General features: G+C 59.1%; 13 protein-coding genes and 1 pseudogene. 9 read left to right on the top strand and 5 right to left on the bottom strand.

The features are described from left to right. Positions 1–352: hypothetical protein (locus LDN95_RS17435; protein WP_226018838.1), on the top strand; the 352-nt coding region annotated here is incomplete at its 5' end. Here the strand turns inward: LDN95_RS17435 and LDN95_RS17430 are convergent. The 4 genes from LDN95_RS17430 to LDN95_RS17415 all read right to left on the bottom strand — a co-directional run bounded on the left by LDN95_RS17430 (position 321) and on the right by LDN95_RS17415 (position 6140). After that, positions 321–1223: an alpha/beta hydrolase gene (locus tag LDN95_RS17430; RefSeq protein WP_029995534.1), complete on the bottom strand. Its 903-nt coding sequence runs from the start codon at positions 1221–1223 to the stop codon at positions 321–323. The two genes, LDN95_RS17435 and LDN95_RS17430, sit on opposite strands and share 32 nt — an antisense overlap. 168 nt (positions 1224–1391) lie before the next feature. After that, positions 1392–2597 carry a 3-oxoadipyl-CoA thiolase gene (pcaF, locus tag LDN95_RS17425; protein WP_029995533.1) on the bottom strand — a complete coding sequence of 402 codons (1206 nt, stop codon included), beginning with the start codon at positions 2595–2597 and terminating at the stop codon, positions 1392–1394. A gap of 22 nt (positions 2598–2619) precedes the next feature. Then, on the bottom strand, positions 2620–4689 hold the full coding sequence (locus LDN95_RS17420) for an FAD-dependent oxidoreductase (RefSeq protein WP_223806615.1): 2070 nt from the start codon (positions 4687–4689) through the stop codon (positions 2620–2622). Continuing rightward, entirely contained in the window at positions 4686–6140 is a 1455-nt protein-coding gene (locus LDN95_RS17415) for an NAD-dependent succinate-semialdehyde dehydrogenase (protein WP_029995531.1), read from the bottom strand. The genes LDN95_RS17420 and LDN95_RS17415 overlap by 4 nt, the downstream gene beginning before the upstream one ends. Before the next feature lie 161 nt (positions 6141–6301). On the opposite strand from LDN95_RS17415, the gene LDN95_RS17410 reads away from it, so the two are divergent. The 6 genes and pseudogenes from LDN95_RS17410 (at position 6302) to LDN95_RS17385 (ending at position 12961) form a co-directional block, all read left to right on the top strand. Then, positions 6302–7093, top strand: coding sequence for an IclR family transcriptional regulator (locus LDN95_RS17410; protein WP_029995530.1), 792 nt, complete (start codon positions 6302–6304; stop codon positions 7091–7093). Positions 7094–7113: 20 nt separating this feature from the next. Further along, on the top strand, positions 7114–8274 hold the full coding sequence (locus LDN95_RS17405) for an acyl-CoA dehydrogenase family protein (RefSeq protein WP_029995529.1): 1161 nt from the start codon (positions 7114–7116) through the stop codon (positions 8272–8274). A gap of 29 nt (positions 8275–8303) precedes the next feature. Then, entirely contained in the window at positions 8304–9458 is a 1155-nt protein-coding gene (locus LDN95_RS17400) for an iron-containing alcohol dehydrogenase (RefSeq protein ID WP_029995528.1), read from the top strand. Next, positions 9455–10663 carry a CaiB/BaiF CoA-transferase family protein gene (locus tag LDN95_RS17395; RefSeq protein ID WP_051170537.1) on the top strand — a complete coding sequence of 403 codons (1209 nt, stop codon included), beginning with the start codon at positions 9455–9457 and terminating at the stop codon, positions 10661–10663. Before LDN95_RS17400 ends, LDN95_RS17395 begins: the two co-directional genes overlap by 4 nt. Before the next feature lie 61 nt (positions 10664–10724). Beyond that, the gene (locus tag LDN95_RS17390; protein WP_081663831.1) at positions 10725–11603 is read left to right on the top strand and encodes a helix-turn-helix domain-containing protein; all 879 of its coding nucleotides are present in this window, start codon (positions 10725–10727) and stop codon (positions 11601–11603) included. Positions 11604–11649: 46 nt separating this feature from the next. Then, positions 11650–12961 (top strand): annotated as a pseudogene (locus tag LDN95_RS17385) (IS701 family transposase). Positions 12962–13022: 61 nt separating this feature from the next. On the opposite strand, the gene LDN95_RS17380 reads toward LDN95_RS17385, so the two are convergent. Next, positions 13023–13859 carry a hypothetical protein gene (locus tag LDN95_RS17380; protein ID WP_124809293.1) on the bottom strand — a complete coding sequence of 279 codons (837 nt, stop codon included), beginning with the start codon at positions 13857–13859 and terminating at the stop codon, positions 13023–13025. 247 nt (positions 13860–14106) lie between these two features. Here LDN95_RS17380 and LDN95_RS17375 point away from each other — a divergent pair, with 247 nt between their 5' ends. Both LDN95_RS17375 and LDN95_RS17370 read left to right on the top strand, forming a co-directional pair. Next, positions 14107–15411 carry a hypothetical protein gene (locus LDN95_RS17375; protein ID WP_225011210.1) on the top strand — a complete coding sequence of 435 codons (1305 nt, stop codon included), beginning with the start codon at positions 14107–14109 and terminating at the stop codon, positions 15409–15411. 152 nt (positions 15412–15563) lie between these two features. Beyond that, entirely contained in the window at positions 15564–15899 is a 336-nt protein-coding gene (locus tag LDN95_RS17370) for a killer suppression protein HigA (protein WP_124809294.1), read from the top strand. Positions 15900–15903 lie beyond the last annotated feature (4 nt).

Genomic DNA, 15903 nt, shown 5'->3' with positions numbered 1-15903 from the left:
CCCGCACCTTCCCGCATATGCTTGCGGCGAGCGGTATCAGTCCAGGGCATGTGCTTCCTCCATCGTCTCGACAACGACGCTGAATCACAACCTACTGATATCGCTCAACCACTTTTCGCTCGGGCTCATAGGCCTTTACGTGGAGACCCTGGTCATTACGCAGCTTGTGGACCGCATAGAGCCCTCCGAAGCCTCCGCCGATCACAATTGCGTCAAAGTCCGCGCCAGGGGTCTTTGTCGCGGTCACATTTCTGATCATATTTACCTCCAGCGCGGGATTTCCGCGCAAACCATTGTTGCAAGATGCGTTTTTCCGGCGGTCAAAGTGCGCGATACCACGCTGAGATCCTGAGCAATTCGTCGTCCGCCTCATGCGCGCGCCCGGCAAGGGCCGGAAAGACATGCTGCATTCCGGGGACGACCGAGAGGGTGACGGAAACGCCTGCGTTGCGAGCTTTTTCGCTCAACGACTCGGCATCGCTCAGCAATGCCTCGGCTCCACCGGCATTGATATAAAGCGGCGGGAAGCCCTGAAAGTCATTCTCGAGTGGATTGGCCAGCGGATCCAGCGGGTCCGCAGTGCCGCCAAGAAACATCGAGATCATGCCCTCGAGTATCTGGCGCCCGACAAGAGCGTCCGTCGCCGCGTTGGCTTCGAGTGTCGCGCCACGCAGCGCCATGTCCAGCCAGGGAGAAAAAGCTATGATGCTGCCCGGAAGTTGCCGGCCCAGCTCACGGAGCCGAAACGCAATGGCAATGGCGAGATTGCCGCCCGCACTGTCCCCCGCAGTCGTTATGAATCCAGGGTGGAAACCTCTTTCGATCAAACCGAGATATGCGGCGATCCCGTCTTCGATCTGGGCAGGGAACGGAAATTCGGGGGACCGCCGGTAATCGGGAATGAACGCAGTTACGCCCAGAGCGCTGGCAAGATGCCCTGCGAGCTTGCGATGACTATCTGCCGATCCCACGGCGAAACCTCCGCCGTGGGTGTAGAGAATGACGCGCGCGGAATCGGCGTCTTGCGGAAATGCCCATATTCCCGGGACTCCGCCGACTTCATCTGATTTGTAGCTTACGCCCTCGGGTTCACGTGCTGGTTTGCCCCACTCGTCGAACATACTGCGCAAATCGGCAATCGACATTGCGGGATTGGCGGCCATCCGGCTGCTCCAATCCTCGTACAATTCGCGCAGGAAATCTGCTTCCCGATTGTCCGCCATTTGGCCTCTCCATCCATCTTTTTTTGAACGCCCCAATCGATCGTTGTCCGAAACTTCGGGCGGCCGAGAGCTGATCCAGTGGAGAAGCTATGTCGTGCTTGGCTTCAGGTCTTGAATTTTACTGCGCGTTCCGTTGTCGTTTTTTGCGGCCACCCAGAGGCAGGTCTCCTAGACCCGCTCCAGCAGCAGCGCGCTTCCTTGTCCGACGCCCACGCACATAGACACAATGGCGTAGCGCCCGGTCCCTTGAGCAAGTTCAATCGCTGCGCTGCCCGTAATCCGTGCCCCGGACATGCCCAGCGGATGACCGAGCGCGATCGCTCCGCCGTTGGGATTTACGCGATGATCTTCATCATCCAGACCCAACGACCGCGTGCAGGCCAGCGCCTGGCTGGCAAAGGCTTCGTTCAGTTCGATCACGCCGATGTCGCCCATCGTCAGCGATTGCCGAGCGAGTATCTTTCTGATCGCCGGAACCGGACCGATACCCATGATCCGGGGAGGAACCCCAGCTGCCGCAGCGGTCACCACTCGGGCAAGGGGTGTCAGCCCATATCGACGAACAGCTTCCTTCGACGCCAGCAGCAATGCTGCGGCACCATCGTTCACCCCGGATGCGTTTCCTGCCGTGACGGTCCCGTCGGTACGCACGATTGGTCGTAGTCGAGCGAGGTCATCTATGGTCGTGTTCGGTTTCGGATGCTCGTCAGCGTCAATTATCGCGGCTTGCCCCCGCTTCACTGGGGCGCTGACCGCCACGATTTCCCGCGCCAATCGTCCGTTGCTGCCTGCTCTGGCAGCCTTGGCCTGCGACCGCAGGGCAAAGGCATCCTGATCGGTCCGCCCGATCGAATACTCCATCGCGACGTTTTCGGCGGTCTCGGGCATCGAGTCGACGCCATAGCTCGTCTGCATCGCCGGATTGACGAATCGCCATCCAATGGTCGTATCCTCCATGGCGACAGCGCGTGAGAACGCGGTTTCGGCTTTTAGCTGAACAAACGGGGCTCGACTCATGCTCTCCACGCCGCCAGCGATCACAAGCTGGAGTTCACCGCACCGTATCGACCGGGCACCAGTGATAACCGCCTCAAGACCTGAGGCGCAAAGGCGATTCAGGGTCAGGCCGGGAACTTCCTCGGGTAGGCCCGCGAGCAGGGCAGCCATGCGGGCCACGTTTCGGTTGTCCTCGCCTGCCTGATTTGCGCAGCCAAGCAGGACCTCATCGATCTCGACCAGGTCGATCGACCGATTTCGCTCGATCAGGGATCTGATCGGAACAGCGGCCAGATCGTCGGCGCGTACCCTGGCAAGGGCCCCGCCGTGGCGGCCGATCGGCGTGCGGATGAAATCGCAGATGAACACATCAGCCATGTCTTCAGACCTATCTTCAAGTTCAGGCATCCGCGAACGACCTGGCGTCGCGAACCAGGTTCGTGATCAGTGAAGGGACTCTCCAGCCCAGAGGGTCGGCGGACGAAAACTCGGTGATCCTTGCAACCACGCAAGCCGGAGTCAATGTGTCCGCGTGATACATCAGTCCCCCTCGCCAGCGAGGGAATCCGTAGCCATGAACCAAGACCAGATCGATGTCCTGTGTCGAGGCGGCGATTCCTTCTTCAAGAATAAGGCAGGCTTCGACGATCATGGACGTGATAATTCGATCGACAATCTGCGCCTCACTCAAAGTCCGACGGGCAAAGCCTTCTTTCGCCGAGATCGCCACGATGAGGTCTTCGACCAAGGCGGACGGCCGGAGCCGACCCGCGTCATCGTAATCATACCAGCCAGCCATCGATTTACGGCCAAGTCTACCATGCTCTTCGACCAGGCACTCGAGTATGGGAAGCATTCTTGCGTCGGCGCGGCCGTCCAGGCGTTGTCGCTGGCGATTGGCATATGCAATATCGAGACCCGACATGTCCTGGGCTTCATAGGGGCCCATGGCCATGCCGAATCCCCGCATTGCCGCATCGATGCTCGACGGTGTTGCGCCCTCGGCAAGAAGGATGTCCGCCGTTTGGCGATATCGGGTCAGTATCCGGTTTCCGATGAAGCCATCGCACACACCGGCCACGACCGGCACTTTGCCTAGCATCCTGGCGAGCGCGATGCCCACGCCAAGAGTTTCCGGAGCCGTTCTGCCACCACGCACGATCTCGAGCAGTTTCATCACGTGCGCAGGACTGAAGAAGTGCAATCCCAGGAAGCGCGCGGGCTCGGGAACACTTTCCGCCAGAAGATCGACATCCAGGTACGAGGTATTCGTTGCGAGAATTGTCGAAGGCGGCAGATTGTCACCAAGGGCTGCAAAGATAGCCTTTTTGACAGCGAAATTCTCGAACACGGCTTCGATGGCGATGTCAGCCGCCCCGAGATTTTCGAGCCCCACCACCACGTTCGTCAAACTGCTGATACTGTTAGCCTCTTTCTCGGTCAGGACCCCCTTCTTTGTGCCTTGTTCGACCAGCCCCGAGAATCGCCGCCGGGCATCTGCTGCCCGCTGGGCATCCATCTCGACCAAGGTCACCGTGATTGAGGCTCGGGCAAGGGCGTAGGCTATGCTCGCGCCCATATTCCCCCCGCCTACGACAATCGCCCGTTCGATCGGACGGTCTGGTCTTGGGTAACATGACCGGGTTGAAGCGGCGCGCTCGGCGAAGAAGATGTGGCGCAATGCCTTGGCCTGATCGGATCCGCGAAGTTCGAGGAAGGCCTCCCGCTCGCGATTCATCCCGACATCAAGGTCCCAGTCGGTACTCCCGGCCACCAGTTCCAGCGCGCGCTCGGGGGCCTTCTGCCCTCGGGCGCGGCGGGCAGCATCCCTGGCAATGGCCGACACCGCATCTGGATGTGCCGCTGGCGCGGGACGCCGGTCGGCGACCAGCATGGTATCGAGTTGATTCCGGTCCATGCCGAGAGCGGCGGCGACGGGATCGGATGCAACACTATCGACAAGTCCGATATCATGCGCCTCCCGTGCCGACAGCAGCCTTCCGTGCACAATCATGTCGAGCGCGTGGGGGATGCCCACAATACGGGGCAGACGCTGCGTTCCACCAGCGCCCGGCACTACCCCGAGCGTCACTTCGGGCAGGCCCAGCCGGGCCGAAGGTGCGGCAACCCTGCACCGGCAGGCCAGCGCAATCTCGAGGCCTCCGCCAAGCGCGCTCCCATTGATCGCAGCGATGGTCGGCACGGAGAGTTGCGCGATCTCCCGCAGCACGTCGTTCAAATGCGGCTCTATCGGAGCATCGCCAAATTCCCGGGCATCGGCCCCGGCCACGAACGCCTTGCCTGCCCCGGTTATGACAATTCGCTCGGGATCGCTGGCGGCGGCCGTGCGTATCGCCGCAAGCAGGGCGGCACGTACCGCAGCCTTCAGGAGGTTGAGCGGAGGATTGTCGATGGTCAGAAGCGCAACACGATTTCGCCACTCGATCCGCACCAGTTGCCCATCGCTCACGCACAAACTCCTGCGAAACGCGAAACGAATTTCGTGTTGAGGTAGCCATCGAAAGTCTCGCTGCCGCCTTCGGTGCCATATCCACTGTCACGGACCCCTCCGAACGGGGTTTCGGGCAAGGCCAGTCCAAAATGATTGATGCTGACCATGCCGGCCTGCAGGCATGCCGCAGCGCGGTCCGCGCGTTCAAGCGAGTTGGTGAAGACATAGGACGCCAGGCCGAACGGCAATGCGTTTGCCCGATCGATGGCATCGCTCATGTCGTCAAAGCGCGAAACCACGGCGATGGGGCCAAAAGGTTCATCCCGCATCAGCGCGATACGATCGTCCGCAGTATCGACGATAGTCGGTGCGAAGAAATAGCCCGCATTCCCCTGTCGTGTGCCGCCGGCAAGGATGGCGGCTCCACCGGCGCGCGCGTCGTCGACCAGGCGTTCCATTTCGGCAATCCGCCGGGCGTGACACACTGGCCCCATCTGGATATCGGGCTCAAGGCCGTCACCCACTTTGACCGTCGCAAAGGCATCAACCAGAGCTGCGACAAAGCGTTTGTGAACGCTCGCCTGCACAAAGAACCTGGTCGGCGATATGCAGACCTGTCCTGCGTTGCGCAGCTTGTTGCCGGCCAGCACCCTTGCGGTCGCCTCGGCGTCTGCATCATCGAAAATCAGGACAGGCGCATGACCGCCAAGTTCCATCGTGGCGCGCTTCATGTGACGACCAGCGAGTTCGGCAAGGCTCTTGCCGACTTCGACCGATCCGGTGAAGGTGATCTTGCGAACATCGGGATGGGCCACCAATGTTTCTGAAATCATTGCGGCATTGCCCCAGACGAGATTGAGGCATCCATCAGGCAATCCCGCTTCCTGCAGATAGCGGGCGATGGCCATACACGCAGACGGGGCTTCCGCAGGGCCTTTCAGGATCATTGTGCAACCGCAGGCCAATGCTGCGGCAACCTTTCGCACTGCCTGGCTCAAAGGGAAGTTCCATGGCGTGATTGCCAGGCAGACGCCCACCGGTTCCCGCAGAACCTGCTGCTGTACAGCAGGGGATCGCGATGGGATTATGCGACCGTAGATGCGACGCCCTTCTTCGGCGTGCCAATCGATATGATCGGCCGAAGAACGCACTTCAACAATCGCTTCGGCCAATGGCTTTCCCTCGTCGAGGGTAATGGCGGCTGCAATTGCCTGTTCGTTCTCACGAAGCAGATTGGCAAACCTGCGCAGTATGGCGCTGCGATCAAGCGGCGAAAGCTGCCGCCACCCTTCGAATGCCACGCGGGCCGATCTCACCGAAGCCTCGAGATCATCGGGCGTCGCTTTCGCGATAAGCCCGATCTGCTGGGCGGTCGCCGGGTTGATGACGGGCTGGGTTTCGCGCTCTTCCGGGCCGATCCACGTGCCTGCGATGAACAGTGCGATGTCTGCATAGTCATGTTGAGTCATAACAATCCTCTTCACCGTCGAGTTTTGGCAACCACGCGGAACTGGACAAACCCGATTTTATTCCGCTCTGCGGAAATATATTCCGCAATATTGACAAACCTCTTACTACCAGTGTAGAGACATTTCAAGTCGGCAACGGCCGGGGTGAGAGGAGTATTGCGGTGCGACCGCGCAAGGAGCTTTCAAAACAGGAAGGTACGGACCGCGATTTCGTGGTTGCCCTGGCGCGTGGACTCGAGGTCTTGCGCGCTTTCCGCAGGGAGGGTGAGGCGCTGGGCAACGGCGATTTTGCCGCTCGGACCGGCTTGAGCAAATCGACCATATCGAGATTGACTTATACGCTGCACCGCCTTGGCTACCTCAGCTTCGACCCGGAAACAGCCCGATACCGCCTCGCCCCGCCGGTACTTTCGCTGGGATTCTCATGCCTTGCCGGATTGCCGGTCATAGATCTGGCCAAGCCGTACATGCAGGAACTTGCAGACTATTCGGGCATGCCTGTTGCGCTGGCAGGCAGGGATCGCCTGACGATGATATACTTGGAGCGTTGCCGCGGCTCGAACCCGATCACGCTCGCGATCGACGTGGGAGCCCATATCAAACTGGCGACCACGGCCGTGGGCCGCGCCTTTCTGGCGGGGATATCCGAAGAGCGCAGATCTGAAATTATCGAGGACATCCGCCACCACGAGGGTCAGGCATGGCCGGCAATCGAGAGAGGGATAAATGATGCTCTCGAGACCTACGCCAAACACGGATACTGCCTCTCGATCGGCGAATGGAAGGCGGATGTGAACTCCGTTGCCGTGCCCTTCATCCCTGCAAACGGTGCGCCCGTTCTGGCCTTCAATTGCGGCGGGGCGGCATCTCATCTGACTCGCGACTGGATCGAAACCGACATTGCTGCCCGGCTGATTGAACTTGTCCGCAACGTCAGCGCCATTTCGCCCTGAGCCTTTAGGAAGCCCATTTCATGTCAATGGACAACGAAACTCTTTCACAGTTCCTGGACACGCTGGATCGCTTTGTTCGCGAGCGGCTCATTCCGTGCGAAACCGAGGTGGCCGAGAATGATGCAATTCCCCAGGCTCTTGCCGAGGAAATCCGGAACATGGGTCTTTTCGGCATGTCGATACCCGAGGCGTTTGGTGGCCTCGGCCTGACCATGTCCGAAGAGGTAAAGGCGGCATTTATTCTTGGTCAAGCATCTCCCGCATTCCGATCTCTGTTCGGCACGAACAACGGCATTGGATCGCAGGGTATCATCATTGACGGCACGCCTGAGCAAAGGGAGCACTACCTGCCTCGCCTAGCCACGGGCGAATTGATTTCATCCTTTGCCCTGACAGAGCCCGATGCTGGCTCCGACGCTGGCTCACTTTCCACATCCGCGAAGCGGGACAGCGAGCACTTTGTGATAAATGGCACCAAGCGCTATATTACCAACGCTCCGCTGGCAGGGTTATTTACGGTGTTCGCCCGTACCAAGCCGGGAACCAAAGGTTCCTCCGGGGTCACCGCCTTCCTCGTGGACGGGACTACCCCTGGTATCTCGTTCGGTGCACGCGATCGCAAGATGGGACAGAAGGGATCGCAGACCTGCGATGTGATCTTCCAGGATGTGCGTGTGCATGAATCGTCGATCATCGGCGGGCCTGAATTCGAAAACAAAGGGTTTCGGACAGCGATGAAGGTCCTTGATCGCGGCCGCTTACACATATCAGCTATATGCGTCGGGGCCGCCGAGCGGCTGATCAAGGAAAGCCTCGCTTACGCCCTGGAGCGTAAGCAGTTCGGTGAACCCCTAGCCGAAAAGCAGCTTATTCAGGCCATGCTGGCTGACAGCAAGGCCGAGGCTTTTGCCGCACGATGCATGATCGAGGAAACCGCTCGTCGGCGCGACGCGGGCCAGGACGTGTCAACCGACGCGGCGTGCTGCAAGATGTTCGCCAGCGAGATGGTCGGCCGGGTCGCGGATCGCGCAGTCCAGATTCATGGCGGCGCGGGCTATATGTCTGAATACCCGGTGGAGCGGTTCTACCGCGATGTGCGCCTGTTCCGTATCTACGAAGGCACCACCCAAATTCAACAACTGATAATCGCCCGAAACATGATCAAGGAAGCCGCCTTCTGATCGGAGCAACTTCCTCACCGGAGAAACTTATGGACCTCAACTTCCTGTCTTGTCCGCGCATTATTTGCAAAGCGGGATCGCTGTCCCAAGTCGGTGACCTCGTCTGCGAGCTGGGAGGCAGCCGAGTCCTGCTCGTCACCGATCCTGGCATTGTGGCTTGTGGATTTTCCGAACAGGCCATGTCCAGCCTCGGTGCGGCAGGCATCGCGGTCGAGATTTTTGACCGCGTAGCAGCAGATCCGCCCATGGCAATCGTCTCGGAAGCTGTTGGATTCGCCAAATCGTTCGGAGCCGACGCAATTATCGGCCTAGGTGGAGGAAGCTCCCTCGATACGGCCAAGGTGGTCGCGCTGGCAGCGGCGAGCGGCCAGACTATCGACGGCATGATTGGTGTCGGCAAAGCAATCGGCCAAAGGCTTCCACTCATCCAGATTCCCACAACCGCCGGCACTGGCTCGGAAGTGACGTCGGTTTCCGTCTTGACCAGTGCCAAACAGGAAAAGCTGGCTGTTTACGCGCCGCAACTGCTTCCAGACATTGCGCTGCTGGACGCAGCGCTTACACTCGGCATGCCTCGCAAGATCACGGCAGCGACCGCACTCGATGCCATGGTCCACGCCATCGAGGCTTCGACGAGCAGGACTCGCAAGAATTTGATTTCCGACGGTCTGGCAGACAAGGCCCTTTCGCTCCTGGGGCAAAACTTGCCGCGCGTCCTCGACACCCCATCGGATCTAGCCGCACGCGAAGCAATGTTGCTGGGCGCAACCCTTGCAGGCATGGCATTCATCAACGCCAGCGTGGGTTCGATCCATGCACTATCGTACCCGCTGGGAAGCCATTTTCACGTGCCGCATGGACATGGCAATGCTCTGGTTGCTGCACCAGTGATGCGCTTCAATCTGGTAGTCGCAGAAGCTGAATACGCGCATCTTGCCAAGGTATTCTTGCCGAATCGGACCTTTGCAAGCAACGCGGAGGCTGCCAATAGTCTCATTTCGGCAATGGAGGAAATGTTCGCAGCGAGCGGTCTGGAAACGCGGCTATCGCAGCTGGGCATTTCTGCCGATGCCGTTCCGGCGATGGCGCGCGAAGTCACCACGGGACTTACTCGCCTGATAGCCAACAATCCTTGCGACATGTCTTATGATGATGTCGTGTCACTATACGAAAACGTGCTATGACCTCGGGTCCCCTCACAGGAATCCGTGTCGTTGACCTCAGCCGTGTTCTCGGCGGACCATACTGCACGCAAGTTCTCGCCGACTACGGCGCCGACATCATCAAGATCGAACCACCTCAAGGAGACGAGACGCGAGGATGGGGCCCTCCATTCAAGGATGGTCTCAGCGCCTATTTTTCGGGCGCAAATCGCAACAAGCGATCGATCGGCATCGACGTTGGCAAGCCCGAAGGACGCACGGTCGTGCTCAAGCTGCTGGAGAGCGCGGATGTGCTGGTCCACAACTTCAAGAGCGGGACTTTGGAAAAATGGGGGCTGGGCTACGATCAAGTGCTTCAAGCGCTGTTCCCGAAGCTTGTCCTTTGTCATGTGACGGGCTTCGGCGCTGACGGTCCCCTGGGCGGACATCCGGGTTATGACGCGGTGGTCCAAGCAATGACCGGATTGATGAGCATCAACGGCGACCCCGGAAACGGGCCGGTCCGTATGGGCACTCCGGTGGTTGATATCGGGACCGGCCTTATTGCCTGCAATGCAATCCTTGCCGCATTGATCGAGCGCGGCAGATCGGGGCTTGGCCAGAAAATCGAGGTTCCGCTCTACGACTGTGCGATCAGCATGCTGCATCCTCAGGCCGCCAACGCCCTGATGTCAGGCAAAATTCCGGTAGCAACGGGCAACGGACATCCGAACATCGTGCCTTATGACATGTTTGAGACGCGCACCGGAAAGATCTATCTTGCCGTTGGCAACAATGGCCAGTTCGCCAAACTTTGTGCAGTTTTGAAACGCCCGGATATTGCCGTGGACGCCCGCTTCGTCGATAATGCCGCAAGAATCGCGCATCGCAGGGAACTTGGCGAGTTGCTGACGCAATGCCTTGCCGAGCTTGAGGCCGAAACTCTCGAACATATGCTGCTGAATGCCGGCGTGCCGACAGGCGTTGTGCGCAACGTGAGCGAGGCGCTGGCGCATCCCCATACCATTCACCGAAACATGGTGGTGAAGATGGGCAATTACAGCGGCACGGGAATTCCGGCACTGTTCGGCCGGACGCCCGGGTCTATCCGCAGTGCACCGCCAAGCTTCGGGCAGGACAGCCGGTGCATTCTGCTTGAATCTGGGTACAGCGAAGCTCAAATTGCACAGATGGAAGAGCAAGCCATAGTGTTTGGTGCAGGAGAGAACGAAACTGGCCAGGTTTGAAATGGCCGATCTCGACTGAGATTTTTCCAATCACCATGCGCTCTGGGTTGGGGGGTGAGCCATGAATGATCTAATTCCGCCAGAAGATATCACGAAATGGATTCCTGGACGCAAAACGATCGACAGCACTGCACAAGGCTGGCGCGGATTAACATTAATGGGTTATCGTTACGCTGGCCTCGAAGTCGAGATTCCGCCGATGCGGGATTATATGATCGTGGTCTATCAAGACGCCGATACCAGCATGCGCCGTCGTTGCAATGGCCCTTGGCAAACCGAGAAACTTCGGCCGGGCTCCATTTCCCTGCTCACACGGGGTGAACAATCGACGTGGCAATGGGACGATGCGATCAACGTCAGGCATATCTATCTTGGCCATAGTGCGATCAGCGAAACCGCTGCCCAAATATTTGACCGGGACCTCGCGAGCATCGATATTGCAGACCGTGTTTGTACGACGGATAATATGATCCAATTCTGTCTAAATATGCTTGAACAGGAATACAGTGGTTTTGGAGTAGGCGAGTGCCTCTTCATTGATGCATTACGAACGCAACTTGCAGTCCACCTGATCAGAAACTATGCTGATATTGCAATAAAGGAAACTCATATTGGTACTTTAGGATCAAATTTGCGGAAGGTGGTTTCAGAGTACATCGAGGAATCGCTAGGCGATCGAATTCATCTCGAGGATTTGGCATCGATCGCGGGATTAAGCCCGTTTCATTTTTCCCGAAGGTTCAAGCTCGAATTCGGCGTGACACCACATGCATTCGTAATTCAACGAAAAATTAAGAAAGCAAAGGCATTGCTTCTCAAACGGGATCTGCCTTTGAAAGCGATTGCGGCTGATTGCGGTTTCTCCGATCAAAGCCATATGAACAGAACATTCAGAAAGGTGTTAGGCATTACACCAGCGGAATATCGCCGATCTGCCTAGCACTACTTTGGCAGAAATGTGATTTTGGGGATTCCCCTGACGTCGAATGCGTGATTCATGGAGAGCCAGCTTTGACGGAGGCTGGCGATGGGCGAGAACTGGCAGGCAGACTTGGAGCGGTGGCTTGGAGCGGTGGCTTGGCCCGTATTTGGAGGGGCTGGGGAACAAGACAGGACGTCGGATGTGTCCGGCCTATATCGCCGGCCTGATTGGGCCGGGTGATCGCAAGAGCATTCAGCCCATGGCGGCCCGGTCGGACGCGGTCGCTTATGACCGGCTGCATCATTTCATCGGTGCCGGCCTGTGGGACAGCGCCCCGCTGGAAGCGACCTTGTGGAGCCAGGCGGACGAACTGGTTGGCGGTGACGACGCTTGGCTGATCATCGACGACACCGCCCTGCCGAAGAAGGGCAAGGCGTCAGTGGGTGTCGCACCCCAATACGCCACGGCGCTGGGCAAGAACGCGAACTGCCAGACGCTGGTGTCAGTGACGTTGGCCTCCGGCGAAGTTCCACTCATGCTGAGCTTGCGTTTGTTCCTACCGGAAAGCTGGACGAGCGATGTTGGGCGGATGGACAAGGCCGGCGTGCCTGCTTCCTTGCAGGAATATCGCACGAAGCCAGAGATCGCGATCGAGGAGATCGATCGCGTTATCGCGGCCGGGGTGCGCTTCGGCTGCGTGCTGGCCGATGCCGGTTATGGGTTGTCCGCTCCGTTCCGGCAGGCACTGAGCGAGCGCGGCCTGTGCTGGGCCGTCGGCATCCCCCCGGCACCAGAAGATCTACCCGGCCGACGTGCAACTGATCTTTCCGGTCGCTGGTCGCGGGCGGCCCCGGGTGCGGCACGTGCCGGACGTCAAATCCCGGGCCGCACACACCATGCTCGAAGCCGCGAAGTGGCGTCAGGTTAGTTGGCGCAAGGGAACGAAGGGACGCCTAGCCGCACGCTTTGCCGCCGTGCGTGTGCGCATCGCCGACGGAGCTCCCCAGCGGATCGGCTCCGCCGGAGCCCAGCACATGCCGGGGGAGGAAGCCTGGCTGGTGGGCGAGCATCGCTCGAACGGCGAACGCAAATGCTATCTCTCGAACCTGCCCGCCGGCACCCCGGTCAAGGACCTGGCCGGCGCAATCAAAGCGCGCTGGATATGCGAGCAAGCTCATCAGCAACTCAAGGAAGAGCTCGGCCTGGATCACTTCGAGGGCCGGTCCTGGACCGGACTCCACCGCCACGCTTTAATGACCATGATGGCCTATGCCTACCTCCAAAGCCGCCGGATCGCTCAGGCGGGACGGAAAAAAAAGAGTCCTTGGCCCGCCGCCGCAACCCACACTGCCAGCAGTGCGCCAAGCCATTCTTGACCACCTGTCACGCTCTCCACCGCCCCAATGTCCTCGCTGCGGATGCCTCTTGAACGCAAGGTCAACCAAACTTCTGCCAAAGTAGTGCTAGGGTCTCGGCCTTTGCATACCATTCGTGCCCCGCAGGGAGGTCCCCAAGCTCGATGTGGACAGCGCCCAACAAAGTGCATGGTCTATAGTCGCTTGAGGTCAGTTGATGCGCTTCGCTTGCCAGTGCCTTCGCCTCGTCGAGGCGGCGCAGGTCACGCATTGCTCCGCCACGCGTTGTCGCCAAGGCCGACCTAAGTTTGGGATTTGATCCGACCTTTGCCAAGGCCGCGTCGGTCAGACGCAAAGCTCGCTCCGGTTCACCAGCCTTACGCCAATGCCCGCTCGCATTCACGGCATTCCAGGGATCACCGCTGCTTTCCCATGCTTTGGTCAGGGCTTCGGCTTCCAACGCATGCCAGGCTCTCTGCAGTTCGTCGGTCCAGCAGTAATCGGCCTCGGTCTTGAGCCATGCGAGGTCCTCGACAGTGAGGCGTTGCCCGGTGGCGACCTGCCTGAGTAGCGCCATCACGCGCCGATAATCTTCGCTTTCGATATATCCCACGCCGAAGCGTTGCCGCAGTTCCTTGGCCTCTCGATTTCGACGGAGGGCGGGGTCATTAGCCATGGCGGCGAAGGTTGCCTTGACCGCAGCGGCTCTGGCATCAGCGCGTTCCGCCAATTCTGCCGCATCCTTCACGGCCTTGACCGAAGCCTCTTCAATGCGCGCGGCTTGCTCCTGCTCGGCCGCGGCCTGAAACTCTCCCAGGGTTGCCTTACCGTCCGTCAAGGTGACGAGTGCATGCAGGCCGGTCGTGGCGAGAAACTGCCGCTGTAGCGTGGCCACCTGCTCGCCTGCATCGATCCTCAAGAGAATCCCGTTTAACCGGGCGCCCAGTTGAGTGGCGCCGGGGAGGTCCTCAAGAAAATAGCGTTCCGCTAGGTCCGTGTGGTGAGATCGTGTCATTGCCCTATTTTACGCTCGCGGTCCTGCGCGCCGAGGATATCTTCACTTCCGACATCGTGCGACTTTCTATGTGGCACGCTGGCCTTTTGGATCTCTTAACATCTCAAGGCGAGCTCGTCGTATGGCCGTGAGCCTATTGCCTGCTGTTGACATGATGCTGGAAGAAAAGGAGCTCGGCGCCATGCAAAGTGAATCGACCATCCGCCGCCTGCATGTCCCGGTATTGCGACCCGAAGACGTGATCCATCACCTCGGATCTCCAACGCATTGGCAGCCAGGTCGTTCTGCCAAATCGGTGGCTGATCTCTGGTTTTCTGTGAACGGGCTTCCGCCTTCAGTGAAATCGGCTCTCAATCATGACCCCGCGTTCAAGGGAGCTACATTGGTCGATGCGTTTTTTGAGCGCCCGGTCGACCTTGGTGATGGTCAGCGACCGAGTCAGACCGACCTCATGGCGATCCTTCGTCTTAATAGGCACCTTGGTGTTCTGGCCGTCGAGGCGAAAGTGGACGAGACTTTCGGCCCGACAGTCCAGGAGTGGCTTTCAGAAGCAAAAGGGGATGCGACCGCACGCCCGGCACGCCTGGAGCGGCTATGCCGAAATCTCGATCTCGATCCGGCGACGGTCGGGAAAATTCGATACCAACTCATTCACCGCACGGCCTCCGCAGTCATCGAAGCCCAACGCTATTGCGCGCGCGATGCAGCGATGATCGTTCAGAGCTTTTGCCCGAAACGCTCTTGGTTTGACGACTACCGGGCCTTTGCCGAGGCCATGGGTTTTCCAGATGCGCCAGTCGGCGCAATCACTCCGGCAAAGGTCTGCGACGGCGTTGCGCTGCGGATCGGATGGGTAGCGGAGCCAAACGGAGGGGCGATCAAGCGGCTCGGGACGGCACGAACCGTTCCTGCGCTCACGGAATTGGGCCGGGTACAGCTGTCGAAATCCTTCTTCATGCGTGACATGCTCTATTCGGAAGTGGCCATGGTCCACGGGCTCAACAACGCGCCCGATGACCCGGACCTAGCCATTAAGGCGGGCAAGCGGCTGTGCGAGGACCTGCTCGAGCCACTGCAGGATCAGTGGGGGCGGATCGCGATCCGCTCGGCTTACCGCTCGTGCGAGGTGAACGGCTTCTGCAACGAAATGCAGCGCAAGAAGAAGGCTGGCTACACCTGCGCGTCCAACGAGAGCAACTACGCCGGACACATTTGGGATCGCCTTGACGCCGGAGGCTGCTTGGGGGCGATGGCCTGCGTAGTCGTTCCCAGTTTCTGGGCGAACAATCAGGAGCCAGGTGATTGGCGGATCCTGGCGCGATGGATTCACGAGAATCTGCCTTATTCGACGCTGTATTTCTTTCCGACCTATTGGGCGTTCAACATCGGCTGGCATGAGCGGCCCGAACGGACGATCAAAAGCTATGCGGAGCCGGCAGGCCTATTCACGCCTTAAGATGGAAAAGCGAACAGACGTAATCATGGAGGCAAGGTCGCCTGTCTCGGGTCGACGCCAAGTCAGCAATAGCTCGACCGCACCCTCCCTTGCGCAATCAGCAAGCCTCCGTTAAGGCGTTACCTATTAGGTAACGAAAATGAGCCATTCTCTTGGATATCGATTTTCGAAAGCGCAAGCTCGAGAAGACCTTCAATGCGCAGGCAGAATTGCTCAAAGCCTATGGGACACCCATGGCCAAGGCGATCATGAAGCGCATGACGGTGCTTCGTGCTTCGCGCGACCTGAGTCTGGTGCCGGTTACGCCTCCCGAACGAAGGCATCAGCTGACCGAGCACCGGGACGAGCAGTTTGCAGTCGACTTGGTTCATCCCAAGCGACTGATTTTTGAAGTGAACCATGATCCAATCCCTCGCAACGAAGACGGGGGAATCGATCTAACCAAGGTGACAGCGATAACGATCATCGAAGTGGTCGATTATCACTGATGGA

Origin of the sequence: Novosphingobium sp. FKTRR1, from assembly GCF_020404405.1 — a bacterium.
Classification (GTDB): domain Bacteria; phylum Pseudomonadota; class Alphaproteobacteria; order Sphingomonadales; family Sphingomonadaceae; genus Novosphingobium.
The sequence above is the reverse complement of the archived record's forward strand: the minus strand, read 5'-3'. Positions and strand labels throughout refer to the sequence as shown.

Coding starts and splice junctions, on each gene's coding strand:
- LDN95_RS17430 (WP_029995534.1), bottom strand. CDS start 1,223: ATGGCGGACAATCGGGAAGCAGATTTCCTGCGCGAATTGTACGAGGAT.
- pcaF (WP_029995533.1), bottom strand. CDS start 2,597: ATGGCTGATGTGTTCATCTGCGATTTCATCCGCACGCCGATCGGCCGC.
- LDN95_RS17415 (WP_029995531.1), bottom strand. CDS start 6,140: ATGACTCAACATGACTATGCAGACATCGCACTGTTCATCGCAGGCACG.
- LDN95_RS17405 (WP_029995529.1), top strand. CDS start 7,114: ATGTCAATGGACAACGAAACTCTTTCACAGTTCCTGGACACGCTGGAT.
- LDN95_RS17400 (WP_029995528.1), top strand. CDS start 8,304: ATGGACCTCAACTTCCTGTCTTGTCCGCGCATTATTTGCAAAGCGGGA.
- LDN95_RS17395 (WP_051170537.1), top strand. CDS start 9,455: ATGACCTCGGGTCCCCTCACAGGAATCCGTGTCGTTGACCTCAGCCGT.
- LDN95_RS17390 (WP_081663831.1), top strand. CDS start 10,725: ATGAATGATCTAATTCCGCCAGAAGATATCACGAAATGGATTCCTGGA.
- LDN95_RS17375 (WP_225011210.1), top strand. CDS start 14,107: ATGATGCTGGAAGAAAAGGAGCTCGGCGCCATGCAAAGTGAATCGACC.